Genomic DNA, 13,575 nt, shown 5'->3' with positions numbered 1-13,575 from the left:
GGCCGGCAACCACGCATCCGCGTCGAACATCATGACGTTGCCGGCCAGCGGCCGGCACTACCCATTCGAACGGTTACCGCGAGAACTCGCGCAGCATCACCGCGATCGAGGCCACGTTGGCCAGCACGCACAACCAGAACACCCACTGGAACGCGGCCTTGCGGTGCTTGTGGCGGAACATCGCCTGGCCCAGCAGTGCGCCGGGCCAACCACCTGCAAAGGCCAGCAGCTGCAGGGTGCGCTCGGGAATACGCCACTGCTTTCGCTGCGCCGCGCGCTTGTCATGGCCATAGAGGCCGAACGACACCGCACTGGCCAGCAGGCACCAGCCGCCCAGCCACAGCGGCAGCACGCCGCTGATCATCAGCGCGATCAACGCGCCGAACGCGGCCAGTGCGAGGTTACGCCGCCACGCCACTTACAATGCGTCGAGGAAGCCGCGCACGGCCGGGCCGAAACGTTCGAAATCGACGAGGAAGGCGTCATGGCCCTGCGGCGATTCCAAGCCGATGAAGTGCGCATCGGCGCCGCCGGCGCGCAGGCCATCGGCAACCTGTTGCTGCTGCTGCACGGGGAACAGGATATCGGTGTTCGCGCCGATCGCCAGCGCCTTCTCCACACGGATCTTCGCGAGCCCGGCCAGCACGTCGCCGTCGGCATACTCGGCCAGGTCGAACCAGTCCATCGAGCGGCTCAGGTACAGGTAGCAGTTCGGATCGAAGAAACGCACGAAGCGCCGTGCGTGCCCTTCCAGATAGCTTTCCACCTGGAATTCCAGGCCGAACGGATCGTCGTCGGTCTGGTCCGAATCCAGCCGCACGCGGCCGAAGCGGCCATCCCACTCCAGCGCCGAGCGGTAGGTGATCACGCCCAGCTTGCGCGCCATGCGCATGCCGGACTCGGGATACGCGTCGTCGTCGTAGTGGCCGCCATTCCAGCGCGGGTCAAGGCGGATTGCCTCGCGCTGCAGCGAGCGGATCGCGATGGAGAACGGCAGCGCCTGCGCGCTGCCGGAAATGTTGACGTGGCTGCGCGCAATGCCCGGGTGCAGCATCAGCACGGCCAACGCGGTCATGCCGCCCATCGAGTTGCCGACCACGCAGGCCAGCTGCTCGATGCCCAGCGCACGCACGACTTCGATGGCGGCGCGCGCGCCGTCTTCGATCGACAGCTCGGGGAAGTCGAGACGATACGGCTGGCCGGTGGCCGGGTTGAGCGAGGCAGGACCGGTCGAGCCCTTGCAGCTGCCCAGCGAATTCACGCACACCACGAACCAGCGGTTGGTATCGATGGGTTTGTCGGGGCCAACCATCGCTTCCCACCAGCCCGGTGCCGGGTTGGCCTCGTTGGCCGCTGCATGCGCGTCTGGGGACAGGCCGGTCACGATCAGGATCGCATTGCTGGCGTCAGTCGCCAGCGTTCCCCAGGTCTCGTAGGCCACGCGCGCGCCGTACAGGGCGCCACCGCGCTTGAACGGGAAGGGCGAAGGCAGGGCGTGGAAGCGGGTGCCGGGCGGGATGAATTCGGTCATGCAGCCATTCTAGCGGGGCCGCATGTGCAGCTGGCGACACGCTGGATTCCAGCAGCGGGTGGACGCGGACCGGACCGTCGTATCCACGCATGGCGTGGACCTGCTGTAGAGCCGAGCCGATGCTCGGCTGGCGGGCGCCGGCAACCCAATCGCAGCCGAGCGTGGGCTCGGCTCTACAAGTCAGGGAAACCGCAGCTCAACCACGCCGTCATGCGGCAGCGTCACCCGCACCACGTCGCTTTGCAGGTCGCCCTCGCTGCGATTGGCGCTGCCGGTGCGCGAGATGCGTGCCAGCACTTCCACTTCGCGATGGGCCGACAGCGGTGCGGTTGGCATCGGGCTGTCAGCGTCACCCAGCCCGACCGTGTCCGGGAATCCGCTCAGCGGCAGCTTGCGAGCGGCCACCGGCATCGGCGGGCCGCCGACGGCACGGGCCAGCACGAACACCTGGGTGCTGGCCGGCCACTCGGTGCGCTTCAACGCAGGCAGCTGCACACGCACCTGCAACAGCGCCGGTGCAGCGACTGCCGTCGCGTCCGGTGCCTGGCCTGCGGCCTCGCGGGCAATCGCGATCTGCGCCTGCAGCGCCTGCGCGGCACCCGGTTCCAGTCGCGGCAGCAGGCCGCTCCACACATCCGCGGCCTCGGCATTCTTTCCGCGTTGGCGCAGGGCGATGCCCAGCAGCCAGCTGGCGCGCTCGGCGTCAGGGGCCTGTGTACGTGCCTGCTGCAACCAGGCCATCGCGGTGTCATCGAACTGCTTGCCGGCATCAGCCTGCGCGCGCGCCTGCGCGGCTTCCACCAGCACGCCCGGATCATCCGGTGCCAGTTCGGCGGCCTTCGCGAAGGCGTCTGCCGCAGCTGAGGCATTGCCCAGTTCGGCCTGCGAACGCCCGAGCAATGCCCAGCCATCGGCACGCTGAGGGTCGCGCTTCAGTGCATCCTGCAGGGCCTGCACGCCATCGCGCAGGGTGGCTACCGACGGCGTCGGCTGCAGCTGTGCTGCACGCGGATCACCGATCAGCAGGTACAGGCAGGCACCGGCCACGCCCAGTGCGAACACGCCGACCACGAAACCGCGACGACCGTGGTGGCGCAACGGCCACAGCACCCGGGCTGCCATCAGCGCAGCAACCAGACCGGCCAGCACCGGCAGCCAATGGTTCACCATTCGTCTCCTTCATCGGCCTTGCCGGCCGGCGCCGCGCCGACGGTGCGTCCACGTCGGCGGACGATGCCCAGCACCACCAGTGCACCGGCGCCGAGGACCAGCAGGGGGCCACCCCACAGCAGCCAGGTGCCCGGCTGCAACGGTGGTTGATAGAGCACGAACTCACCGTAGCGGGCGACCAGGAACTGCTTGATCTGTGCGTCGTCGTGGCCCTGCTGCATCAACTGCAGCACCTCCCGGCGCAGGTCCTGGGCGATCTGCGCGTTGGAGTCGGCCAGCGACTGGTTCTGGCACTGCACGCAGCGCAGCTGCGCGGCCAGGTCATGGAAGCGGCGTTCCTCGGCACCATCGCGGAACTGCAGCGGCTGCGGATCGTGCAGCGGCTGCTGGGCCAGCGCGGCCAGCGGCAGCATCAGGAGCAGCAGCGCCAGCAGCCAGCGCATCGGCTCAGGGCGCCGTATGCAGGGTGTTGCCGGCACTGCCCTGGGCCTTCTCGATCTTCTCCAGTGCCGGGATCAGCTTCTCGTCGACCACGTGCTGGGTCATCGCTCCGCTGTACTTCCAGCGTACGATGCCACTGCCATCAACCAGGAAGGTTTCTGGCGCAGCGGTCACGCCCCAGTCGATCGCGGTGCGGCCCTCAACATCGCTGAGCACCACCATGAACGGGTTGCCCAGCTGCTCCAGCCAGTGCAGCGCGTCCTTCGGATCATCCTTCCAGTTGTAGCCGATCACGCGCACGCGCTTGCTTTCCGCGAAGCGGGTCAGCACCGGGTGTTCCTCGCGGCAGGCCGCGCACCAGCTGCCCCATACGTTCAGCAGGTAGGGCGCACCGCGCAGGTCGTCGCTGTGCACGATCATCTCCGGATCGTGCAGCACCGGGAGCGCGAACGCGGGTGCCGGCTTGTCGATCAGCGCAGACGGCAGCACGTCGCGCTGCGGGTCACCCGATTTCATCACCCCGTAGATCATCAGCCCGAGCAGGCCGAAGAAGAACAGCACGCCGATCACGATGGCTACCGGCGGCAGCGGGCGGGAGGGGCGCGGGGCAGGGGACTCGGACATGGAAACTCCTACGGACGACGGAAACGGCGGTCGGCGGCGGCGATGAATCCGCCCAGGGCCATCAACAGCGCGCCCAGCCAGATCCAGCGCACGAACGGCTTGATGTGCACCCGTACCGCCCATGCATTGTTGCCCAGCGGCTCGCCCAATGCCACGTAGACATCGCCGTCGAAGCGTGCATCGATGCCGGCCTCGGTCATCACCTGGCCGCCGCTGGCGTACTGGCGCTTCTCCGGGTGCAGCAGGGCCAGTTCGCGGCCGTCGCGGAACACCCGCAGGTGACCGCGGTCGGCGATGAAATTGGGGCCTTCGCGATGGTCCACGCCCTCGAAGTGCACTTCGTAGCGACCGACCACCAGATGCTGGCCCGGTGCCAGCGCCACTTCACGCTGCACGTTCAGCGCTTCGACCAGCAGCGCGCCAGCCAGGAACACGGCGATGCCGGCGTGGGCGACGATCATGCCGAGCATCTCGGCGGTGAAGCGGCCATTGCCGCGCAGGCGCTGCCAGACGAAGCGTGCGGTGCCGAGTGCGACCCAGGCCGCAGCGGCGACGCCGATGCCGGCCTTCCAGCCGTTCTGCGGCGCCTGCCACCAGGCCAGCGCGCCCAGCAGCACGGCCAGCCCCAGCCATGGCGCCAGCAGCGCGAATGCACGCGAAGTTTGGTCGCGCTGCCACTTCACCAGCGGGCCGAACGGCAGCAGCAGGATCATCGGCGCCATCAGCAGCAGGAACAGACTGCCGAAGTAGGGCGGGCCGACCGAGATCTTGCCCAGCGACAGCGCATCGGCCAGCAGCGGGTACAGCGTGCCCAGCAGGACCATCGCGCAGGCGGTGGCCAGCAGCAGGTTGTTGGCCAGCAGCAGGGTCTCGCGCGAGGTGGCGGTAAAGCCACGGCGCGGATCGTCGGCGTCCACGCTCAGCTGGCTGGCGCGCAGCGCGTACAGCAGCAGGCTGCCGCCGACCAGCACCGACAGGAACACCAGGATGAACAGGCCACGCGACGGATCGGCGGCGAACGAATGCACGCTGGTCAGCACACCGGAGCGCACCAGGAAGGTCCCGAGCAGCGACAGCGCGAAGGCCGCGATCGCCAGCAGCAGGGTCCAACTGCCGAACGTGCCGCGCTTTTCAGTGACGGCCTGCGAATGGATCAATGCCGCACCGACCAGCCATGGCATGAAGCTGGCGTTCTCCACCGGGTCCCAGAACCACCAGCCACCCCAGCCCAGCTCGTAGTAGGCCCACCAGCTGCCCAGCGCGATGCCAAGAGTCAGGAAGCCCCAGGCGACGTTGGTCCAGGGCCGCGTCCAGCGCAGCCAGCGGGCGTCGACGCGGCCTTCCAGCAGCGCGGCCACCGCGAACGCGAACGGCACCGCGAAACCCACGTAACCGATGTACAGCATCGGCGGATGGATGATCAGCCCCGGGTCCTGCAGCAGCGGGTTGAGGTCGCGGCCTTCCAGCGGTGCCGGGTTCAGGCGCAGGAACGGATTGGAGGTGAAGATCAGGAAGGCGAGAAAGCCGACGCTGACAATGCCCATCACCGCCAGTACGCGCGCCTGCACCGGTGCTGGCAGGTGCCGCGAGAACAGCGCCACCGCGCCGGTCCACAATGCCAGCACCAGCGCCCACATCAGCAGCGAGCCCTCATGCGCACCCCACACCGCCGAATAGCGGTAGATCATCGGCAGCAGCGAATTGGAGTTCTCGGCCACGTAGCGCACCGAGAAATCCTGCTGCACGAACGCGGCGGTCAGCACCGCGAACGCGCCGGCCAACAGCAGCAGCTGCGCGAAGGCGGCCGGCCGTGCCACTGCCATCCATGCCGCGTTGTTGCGATGCGCACCGACCAGCGGCAGGCCGGCCTGCAGCAGCGAGGCCAGCAACGCACACAACAGCAGGATCTGACCCAGTTCGGGCAGCACTCAGCGCACCTCGGGGGCCGTCACCGGCACGTCGTGCTTGCGATGGGCATCGCCCATCTTGTCGGCCACTTCCTTCGGCACGTACTTCTCATCGTGCTTGGCCAGCACTTCGTCGGCGACGAAGACACCGTCCTGCAGGCGGCCACTGGCGACCACCGCGGTGCCTTCGGCGAACATGTCCGGCAGGATCCGCGAGGTGGCCACCGCCAGCTGTGCATCGCCGTCGGTCACTTCGAAGCGCGCCTCCAGCGAGCCGACCGGGCGGTTGAAGGAGCCCTTCACCACCATGCCGCCCAAGCGGAAGCGCGACTGCGCATCGACATCGCCGCGCAGCACTTCCGAAGGGGTGTACAGGTAGGCGATGTTGCGCTCCAGTGCCATCGCCACCAGCGCGGTGGCCACGCCGGAGGCGAGCAGTGCCAGCAGTACCCAGGCCAGGCGGCGGCGTTGTACCGGCGTCATCGTTCCAGCTCCGTCGACAGCGGCCTCGCTGCGTCCTGCCTGCCCGCCCGGGTCTGCTGGCGTTGCTGGCGGGCCAGTGCCAGCCGGCGTGCCACGCGCAGTCGCAGCCACGAACCGATGGCATCGGCGCCGAGCACCAGTACGAACACGGCGTAGGCGCCGATCACATAGGGAAGGTGGGTCATGGCTGGGCCTCCGGGACAGGGCGTTCGGCACCGACACGTCCACCGACCCAGGCCTTGCCGGCCTCGCGGTCGAGATTGTCAGAGCGCGCCTTGGCCAGCACCGAACCGGCAAACCAGAACTTGGTGCCGATCACCATCCACCACAGCGGCGCGATCATCGCGCTGCTGATCGCCGATTCACCGAACACGTTGATGGACTGGCGCTGGTGCAGGCCGCCCCACCAGTCCACCGAATAGCGGATCACTGGCAGCAGGCTGACACCGACGATGGCCAGCAGGCCGGCCGCGCGTGCGGCGCTGCGGCGGTCCTCGATGGCGTGGTACAGGCCGATCACGCCCAGGTACAGGAACAGCAGCACCAGCTCGCTGGTCATGCGCGGGTCCCAGTCCCACCAGGTGCCCCAGGTGCCCTTGCCCCAGATGCTGCCGGTCAGCAGGGTGATCAGGGTGAAACCGGCGCCCATCGGCGCGCAGGCCATGGCCAGGATCTCGCAGACCTTGATCCGCCAGATCAGCGCGATGGCCGCGTACAGCGCCATCAGTGCGAACACGAACAGGCTCATCCAGGCACTGGGGACGTGGATGTAGAGGATGCGGAAACTGTCCAGCTGCTTGGCTTCCGGCGGAACCACCAGCAGCGCCTGCCACATGCCGACCAGCAGCACCGGCACTGCGGCGAGGTAGAACACCCGCGACCAGCGGGCGGCGAAACGGTCGAACGTGGGAGGCGAACCGAGTTGGTGGAACCAGCGGACAATCGGATTCATGCGTGGCGGCTATCCAGCAGGGGTGGATTGGCTCTCAGCTCGGTCAACTCAGAGAAATACGTATTGCAGCAGCAGTGGCCAGCGGAGCCAGCACCAGCGCGACCAGCAGGCCAGCGCCCAGCATCAGCAGCGCACCGACCGGATCCTGCCCGCGCCCGGCTGCCGCCAGGCTGCCTGCGCCGAACACCAGCACGGGCACGTACAGCGGCAACGACAGCAACGCCACGAGAATACCAGAGCGCCGGATGCCGACGGTCAGTGCAGCGACCACGCCACCGATCAGGCTCAGCAGCGGCGTTCCCAGCAGCAACGATGCCAGCAACATCGGCAGCTGGTCATGCGGCAGATGCAGCATTTCGGCCAGCAGCGGGCTGACCACGATCAACGGCAGGGCGGTGGTGGCCCAGTGCAGCAGCACGCGTACCAGCACCAGCCAGGCCAGCGGCACCGGCGCCAGCAGCCATTGTTCCAACGAGCCGTCTTCGGCATCGGAACGGAACAGCGAATCCAGCGACAGCTGTCCCGCCAGCAGCACGGCCAGCCACAGCACCGCGCCGGCGGTGGCGGCCAGCAGCTGTGGCTCGCGGCCCTGCGCCAGCGCGAACAGCACCACCACCAGCACCGCGAACAGCAGCGGTTGCAGCGCGTCGCCGCGGCGGCGCCAGAGCAGGCGCAGGTCGCGCTTGAGCAGGGCGCCTGCGGTCTGCCACAGGCCCGGTTCGGTACCCGGCGCGATCATGCGGCACCGCCGAGGTCGAGCTGGCGGGTACGCACCGGCGGTGCGGCATAGGCGCCGTGGGTGGTGACCAGCGCAGCGCCACCGGCGCGCAGGTGCGCCGAAATCATCCGGTTGACCAGGGTGATGCCCTCCAGGTCGAGGTTGGCATAGGGCTCGTCCAGCAGCCACAGCGGCGCCGGCGACAGCCAGATGCGCGCCAGTGCCAGCCGCCGCCTCTGCCCGGCCGACAGATGCCGCACCAGGGTGTCCTCGTAGCCGGCCAGGCCGACGATCGCCAGTGCGTTGCCGGGCATCTGCCGGGCACGCCGGCCATGCAGGCCGCACAGGAAGTGCAGGTTTTCCAGCGTGCCGAGGTCCGGCTTCAGCGCCGGCAGATGGCTGAGGTAGGCCACGTAGCGTGCACGTTCGGCGTTGCTCGCCGGCTTGCCGTCGATCCGCACCTGGCCGGCGCCGGGCCGGGCCAGGCCGGCCAGCACGCGCAGCAGGGTGGTCTTGCCGGCGCCATTGCCACCCTGCACCAGCAGTGCCTCGCCGGCGTCCACATGGAAGTCCAGCGGGCCGAACACCGGCTCGTCATTGCGGGAGAAGCTCAGGCCGCTGGCGGCCAGCAATGCAGGGGTGTTCAAGGGGCAGGGGTCTTCATGCCGGAGTGCGATGGCAATTGTAGCGGTGAATTCACATGGTAGTGCCGGCCGCTGGCCGGCAATTTCGCCATCTGCCAGCCGAGGTTGCCGGTCAGCGGTCGGCACTACCGACGCGCGGATTGCGTAAACTCGGGGGCCCTTGTTCTCCACAGTCCAGGCCGATGCAACCCACCACCAAGCTGCCCAAGGTCGGTACCACGATCTTCACCGTGATGTCCCAGCTCGCTGCCGAACATGGCGCGGTCAACCTGGGCCAGGGGTTCCCGGACTTTTCCGCGCCGCAGCGCCTGATCGATGAAACGGCCAAGGCGATGGCTGCCGGCCTCAACCAGTACCCGCCGATGACCGGCGTGGCGCCGCTGCGCCAGGCCATCGCACAGAAGTCGCTGGACCTGTACGGCGCCACCATTGATCCGGACACCGAAATCACCGTCACCAGTGGCGCCACCGAGGCCATCTTCAATGCCATCCACGCGGTGGTGCGCGCCGGCGAGGAAGTCATCGTGCTCGACCCGGCCTATGACTGCTACGAGCCGGCGATCGAGCTTGCCGGTGCCAAGGCCGTGCACGTGCCGCTGGACCCGCAGACCTTCGCTGTGGACTGGGACCGCGTGCGCGCGGCAATCACCCCGCGCACCCGCATGCTGATGGTCAACACCCCGCACAATCCGTCCGGTGCGATGCTGGACGAGGCTGACATGCAGGCGCTGGCCGAGCTGCTGCGCGGCACGCAGATCTACCTGGTCTCCGATGAGGTGTACGAGCACATCATCTACGACGGTCGCCGCCATGAGTCGGCGCTGCGCTATCCCGAACTGCGCGAGCGCACCTTCGTTATCTCCAGCTTCGGCAAGACCTACCACTGCACCGGCTGGAAGATCGGCTACGCCGTGGCGCCGCCATTGCTGACCGCCGAGTTCCGCAAGGTGCACCAGTACAACACGTTCACCAGCTTCGGCCCGGCCCAGTACGGCTTCGCCGCGATGATCCGCGACGAACCCGAACACCACCTGGAACTGGGCGCGTTCTACCAAGCCAAGCGCGACCGTTTCCGCGAGCAGCTGACCGGTACCCGCCTGAAGGCGCTGCCGGTCCCGGGCGGCTACTTCCAGCTGGTCGACTACTCGGCCATCAGCGACCTGCCGGACCATGAGTTCGTGAAGTGGCTGACCATCGAGAAGGGCGTGACCGCCATCCCGCTGTCGCCGTTCTACGAGTCCCCGCCGGCCGGCCAGCGCCTGGTGCGCCTGTGCTTTGCGAAGAATGAAGCAACGATGGACGCGGCGATCGAACGCCTGCGCCTGCTCTGAGCGGAGGCGTGAACATGCAGGACCTGCGCATTTCCCTCGTCCAGGGTGACACCCGCTGGCACGATCCGGCCGGCAACCGCGCCTACTACGGCGCGCTGCTCGCACCGCTGGCCGGCACCACCGACCTGGTGATCCTGCCGGAGACCTTCACCAGTGGCTTCTCCAATGACGCCATTGCCCAGGCCGAAGGCATGGACGGCCCGACCGTGGCCTGGGCGCGCGAACAGGCCCGGGCCCTGGGTGCGGCGGTGATCGGCAGCGTGCAGCTGCGCGACGGCGAGGGCGTGTACAACCGCCTGCTGTTCGCCACCCCCGATGGCAACCTGCAGTACTACGACAAGCGCCACCTGTTCCGTTACGGCGGCGAGCACGAGCGCTATGCCGCTGGCCGTGAGCGCCTGAGCGTGGAATGGAAGGGCTGGCGGATCAATCCGCAGGTCTGCTACGACCTGCGCTTCCCGGTGTTCTGCCGCAACCGCTACAACGTCGAGCGTCCGCAGCAGCTGGACTTCGATCTGCAGATCTTCGTGGCCAACTGGCCGTCGGCGCGCGCCTATGCATGGAAGACCTTGCTGCGCGCGCGCGCGATCGAGAACCTGTGCTTCGTGGCGGCGGTGAACCGCATCGGCGTCGATGGCAACCAGCTGCACTACGCCGGCGACAGCGCAGTCCTGGATTTCCTCGGCCAGCCGCAGGTGGAGATCCGCGAGCGCGAACAGGTGGTCACCACCACCATCTCGGCCGAGGCGCTGGCCGCCCACCGCGCGCGTTTCCCGGCGATGCTCGATGCCGATGCCTTCCACCTGGACGAGCAGGCCTGATACAGCACGACGGCGGCTGAATGCCTGCCACGCAGCGCGCGCGCCTGCATCCAACGTGCACGCGCGCGCTGCTAGATTCGCCGGCAGTCCGACCGAACTGGAAGTCCTGCCATGAACAAGCCCTTCGCCCTGCTGCTGGCCCTGTCTACTGCGACGCTGGCCCCGGCCGCGCACGCCGCCGGCAATCTTGATTGCCAGCTGCGCTACAACCTGTCCGGCTGGTCGCTGATCTACAAGACCGCCTCCGGCAACGGCACCGTCACCTGCAGCAATGGCGCCAGCATGCCGGTACGTATCGAAGTGAAGGGCGGCGGCCTGACCGTGGGCAAGTCGAAGATCACCAATGGCCGTGGCAGCTTCACCGGCGCGGTGAGCGTCAACGAGCTGCTGGGCACCTACGCCTCGGTTGGCGCGCATGCGGGTGCCGTGAAGTCCAGCAACGCGCAGGTGATGACCAAGGGCGACATCTCGCTGGCCCTGTCCGGTACCGGCAAGGGCTGGGACCTGGGCGTGGACGGCGCCGCCTTCACCATCAGCCGGCGCTGAGGCGCGTCGGCTGGGCAGTTCCCCAGCTGATGCGGATGTAGTGCTGTTCGGAATCGCTCAACAGCCGTTCGACATCGAAACCATTTTTCAGCAATTGTGCGACCGCGTCTTCGACGAGCTGCTCGCTGGCCATTACCTGGCTGAAGCCGAACACGATGTAGCGACGGCCATTTTCCGAGCCGGCCTGGATGGCGTTGTCGAGGTCGCGGTAGAACAGTTCGATCGGACGCTTGGCGGCGTCAGCGTTGGCGCGGGCCTGTTCGGCGGTGATGGTGATCATGGGCATCGGTCTTGTGTGGGACAGCGCGCACGATAGCCAGCGAATCAAAGCCGTTCCCGGAAGCCGCGCACAGTGCGCTGTTTTTGCAGCAATTCCTAGGTCGCAGCGGGACGCCGCCGCTGCAGCCAGAAGGCCAGCAGGCCACACACGATGAGCGTCGGTGCCAGCAGCTGCACTGCACCGACCAACGCCATTGCCGCACCGATCAACAGGTAGTAGAGCAGGCCGAACAGTGCGCCTGCGCTGCCAAGACAATGTGGGTAGCCGCGCAGGGCCTGGCCCAGCACATTGGGAATGGCAAGGCCGAAGCCCGTCACCACCGGCACCATCGCCGCGATCACGGCAGGGTGATCATGCAGCAGCGCAGCCAGGAGGCCTCCCGTCAGAACCAGGCCTGCGGCGGTGCGGATGCGCGTGGCCGCGGCAACGCCGGCACGCAACAGGCGGCCATTGCCCCATGCACCCAGTGCCGAGCCCAATGCCAGCAACGCGCCGCTGGCGCCGAACCAGGCGGCGGGCCAGTGCAGGCGCGCAAATACGAAAGGACCGAGCGCGTACCAGCTGTACATCGCTACGTTGAAAGCCATCACCAGCAATGCATGTGACCAGATCCAGCGATCGCACAGCAGTTGCCGCAGCAGCGGCAGCATGGGCGTGTGCGGGATATGTGCAGGGCGGCTTTCGCGCAGGCCAGCCAGGCATGCGACTGCCAGCACGGCAGCGGTCAGCAGCAGGCCGGACTGTACGCCGACATAGCCATGGACGGCGACCAGCAGCGTGCCCAGTGCAAGGCCGATGGCCGGGCTCAGGGCCAGGGCCATGCCGATCCAGGAGAATGCCTGCGCCAACGCGGGTCCCTGCAGGTGGTCGCGCAGCACGGTCTGGGTGACCACCGAAGCGGCGGCGGCGCCAACCGCGGCCAGCGCTTGGGCCAGCAACACCTGGCCGAAGCTACCAGCGAGCAGGCCGCCCAGTGCAGCCACGGCAAAGACGCCCAAGCCACATAGAAGGGCCGGGCGACGACCGATACGATCGGCCAGGCGCCCCCACAACAGCACGCCTGCAGCGAAGCCGAACAGATACAGGCTCATGGCCTGGCTGGCGGTACCCGGCGGCAGGGCGAAGCGTTTGGCCAGATCGGCCAGGGCCGGGCTGTACAGGGTCTGTGCCAACTGCGGAAACATCAGCAGTGCAATGGTGAGCAACAACAGGCGGCGCGACATGCGGGCGCTCCAGAAACGGGGCTGCGCATTGTGGTCGCGACTGCAATGACGCACCCTGTCTATCCTGTCATCGAATGTATGAAATCAGACATGGCCTGGTTGCAGCCGCACACGCACTTCGACGCCGATGCCTGGAGCGCTCCGGTGCTGGGGATCGCAGCCTCACTGGCGGATCACGACTCGGGTTGGCACCAGCATGCACGCGCGCAACTGCTCTACACCCGGCAGGGCTGCACGCGCCTCACCTACGGTGATCGCATCAGCCTGCTGCCGCCCGCGCGCGCCGCGTGGATTCCCGGTGGGCTACGCCATCGCGCGCAGATGCGCCAGGCGGTCGACTACCGTTCGTTGTACTTCGACGCCACCCTGTCAGCCCAGCTGCCCCGGCAACCAGCGATCATCGGCGTGGGGCCGCTGCTGCAGGCCTTGCTGGAGCCGATTGCGCAGGCGCCGTTCGACCATGACTGGCAGTCGCCGCGCGCGCACCACCAACTGGCGTTGTGCGTGCTGGAAATCGCTGCTGCACCGGTGGCGCCGATGGACCTGCCTTTGCCGCGTGATCCGCGCATTGCACGTTGCCTGCCGTTGGCCGAACAGCTGCCGCCCGAACTGCACGAACTGGCCACGCGTACCGGCCTGAGCGCGCGTACGGTTGGCCGGTTGATGCAACACGATACAGGCATGGGCTATCAGGCCTGGCGCCAGCAATGGCGCCTGATGCGGGCCATGGAGTTGCTGTTGCTCGGTCATCGCGTCGCGCATGTGGCCCAAGACACCGGCTTCTCCGCCGAGAGCCCGTTCATCGCCTTCTTCCGCGGCATGACCGGCACCACGCCCGCCGCGTTCCAGCGCCACGCAAAAGGGGACGGAGGGGATTAAGTCGCTTTCGCCCCTTTGATACAGG

Annotated in this window: 17 protein-coding genes; 4 read left to right on the top strand and 13 right to left on the bottom strand. The window is 67.8% G+C overall.

From position 1 onward, the window contains the following. Nucleotides 1–73 precede the first annotated feature (73 nt). The 11 genes from O0J15_RS11335 to ccmA all read right to left on the bottom strand — a co-directional run bounded on the left by O0J15_RS11335 (nt 74) and on the right by ccmA (nt 8,473). Entirely contained in the window at nt 74–418 is a 345-nt protein-coding gene (locus tag O0J15_RS11335) for a DUF1294 domain-containing protein (protein ID WP_019660483.1), read from the bottom strand. After that, nucleotides 419–1,531 carry a homoserine O-acetyltransferase gene (locus O0J15_RS11330; protein WP_227853545.1) on the bottom strand — a complete coding sequence of 371 codons (1,113 nt, stop codon included), beginning with the start codon at nt 1,529–1,531 and terminating at the stop codon, nt 419–421. It abuts the gene before it with no gap. A gap of 180 nt (nt 1,532–1,711) precedes the next feature. Next, nucleotides 1,712–2,701, bottom strand: coding sequence for a cytochrome C biogenesis protein (locus tag O0J15_RS11325; RefSeq protein WP_308305664.1), 990 nt, complete (start codon nt 2,699–2,701; stop codon nt 1,712–1,714). Next, a complete protein-coding gene (locus O0J15_RS11320; RefSeq protein ID WP_180832186.1) occupies nt 2,695–3,144 on the bottom strand; it encodes a cytochrome c-type biogenesis protein in 450 nt (149 codons plus the stop codon). Before O0J15_RS11320 ends, O0J15_RS11325 begins: the two co-directional genes overlap by 7 nt. 4 nt (nt 3,145–3,148) lie before the next feature. Next, nucleotides 3,149–3,766 (bottom strand): DsbE family thiol:disulfide interchange protein, encoded by a 618-nt coding sequence (locus tag O0J15_RS11315; protein ID WP_308305663.1) that lies wholly within the window; start codon nt 3,764–3,766, stop codon nt 3,149–3,151. A gap of 8 nt (nt 3,767–3,774) precedes the next feature. Beyond that, complete coding sequence (locus tag O0J15_RS11310; RefSeq protein WP_308305662.1) at nt 3,775–5,694, bottom strand: heme lyase CcmF/NrfE family subunit; 1,920 nt, start codon at nt 5,692–5,694, stop codon at nt 3,775–3,777. Next, entirely contained in the window at nt 5,695–6,156 is a 462-nt protein-coding gene (gene ccmE, locus O0J15_RS11305; protein WP_180832189.1) for a cytochrome c maturation protein CcmE, read from the bottom strand. Then, nucleotides 6,153–6,341 (bottom strand): heme exporter protein CcmD, encoded by a 189-nt coding sequence (locus O0J15_RS11300; RefSeq protein ID WP_308305661.1) that lies wholly within the window; start codon nt 6,339–6,341, stop codon nt 6,153–6,155. The genes ccmE and O0J15_RS11300 overlap by 4 nt, the downstream gene beginning before the upstream one ends. After that, complete coding sequence (gene ccmC / locus O0J15_RS11295; RefSeq protein ID WP_019660475.1) at nt 6,338–7,108, bottom strand: heme ABC transporter permease CcmC; 771 nt, start codon at nt 7,106–7,108, stop codon at nt 6,338–6,340. The genes O0J15_RS11300 and ccmC overlap by 4 nt, the downstream gene beginning before the upstream one ends. A 43-nt stretch (nt 7,109–7,151) precedes the next feature. Beyond that, nucleotides 7,152–7,847 (bottom strand): heme exporter protein CcmB, encoded by a 696-nt coding sequence (gene ccmB / locus O0J15_RS11290; protein WP_006456616.1) that lies wholly within the window; start codon nt 7,845–7,847, stop codon nt 7,152–7,154. After that, nucleotides 7,844–8,473 carry a heme ABC exporter ATP-binding protein CcmA gene (ccmA, locus tag O0J15_RS11285; protein WP_134729941.1) on the bottom strand — a complete coding sequence of 210 codons (630 nt, stop codon included), beginning with the start codon at nt 8,471–8,473 and terminating at the stop codon, nt 7,844–7,846. The genes ccmB and ccmA overlap by 4 nt, the downstream gene beginning before the upstream one ends. A gap of 179 nt (nt 8,474–8,652) precedes the next feature. Between ccmA and O0J15_RS11280 the strand changes: the two genes are divergently transcribed. From O0J15_RS11280 to O0J15_RS11270, 3 genes are all read left to right on the top strand, one after another. After that, nucleotides 8,653–9,801 carry a pyridoxal phosphate-dependent aminotransferase gene (locus tag O0J15_RS11280; RefSeq protein WP_021202999.1) on the top strand — a complete coding sequence of 383 codons (1,149 nt, stop codon included), beginning with the start codon at nt 8,653–8,655 and terminating at the stop codon, nt 9,799–9,801. Nucleotides 9,802–9,815: 14 nt separating this feature from the next. Continuing rightward, nucleotides 9,816–10,622 carry an amidohydrolase gene (locus tag O0J15_RS11275; RefSeq protein ID WP_308305660.1) on the top strand — a complete coding sequence of 269 codons (807 nt, stop codon included), beginning with the start codon at nt 9,816–9,818 and terminating at the stop codon, nt 10,620–10,622. A 111-nt stretch (nt 10,623–10,733) separates the two neighbouring features. Then, a complete protein-coding gene (locus tag O0J15_RS11270) occupies nt 10,734–11,168 on the top strand; it encodes a hypothetical protein (RefSeq protein WP_069139771.1) in 435 nt (144 codons plus the stop codon). On the opposite strand, the gene O0J15_RS11265 is transcribed toward O0J15_RS11270, so the two are convergent. Further along, complete coding sequence (locus tag O0J15_RS11265; RefSeq protein ID WP_019660470.1) at nt 11,155–11,448, bottom strand: hypothetical protein; 294 nt, start codon at nt 11,446–11,448, stop codon at nt 11,155–11,157. The genes O0J15_RS11270 and O0J15_RS11265 overlap by 14 nt on opposite strands. A 95-nt stretch (nt 11,449–11,543) precedes the next feature. Then, nucleotides 11,544–12,671 carry an MFS transporter gene (locus tag O0J15_RS11260; RefSeq protein ID WP_111102856.1) on the bottom strand — a complete coding sequence of 376 codons (1,128 nt, stop codon included), beginning with the start codon at nt 12,669–12,671 and terminating at the stop codon, nt 11,544–11,546. A gap of 90 nt (nt 12,672–12,761) precedes the next feature. Between O0J15_RS11260 and O0J15_RS11255 the strand changes: the two genes are divergently transcribed. Then, nucleotides 12,762–13,550: a helix-turn-helix transcriptional regulator gene (locus O0J15_RS11255; protein ID WP_021203002.1), complete on the top strand. Its 789-nt coding sequence runs from the start codon at nt 12,762–12,764 to the stop codon at nt 13,548–13,550. Nucleotides 13,551–13,575 lie beyond the last annotated feature (25 nt).

The sequence above is a fragment of the Stenotrophomonas sp. Sm10 genome, from assembly GCF_030985515.1.
Classification (GTDB): Bacteria; Pseudomonadota; Gammaproteobacteria; order Xanthomonadales; family Xanthomonadaceae; genus Stenotrophomonas; species Stenotrophomonas hibiscicola.
This window is presented reverse-complemented; position numbering and strand designations above follow the sequence as displayed.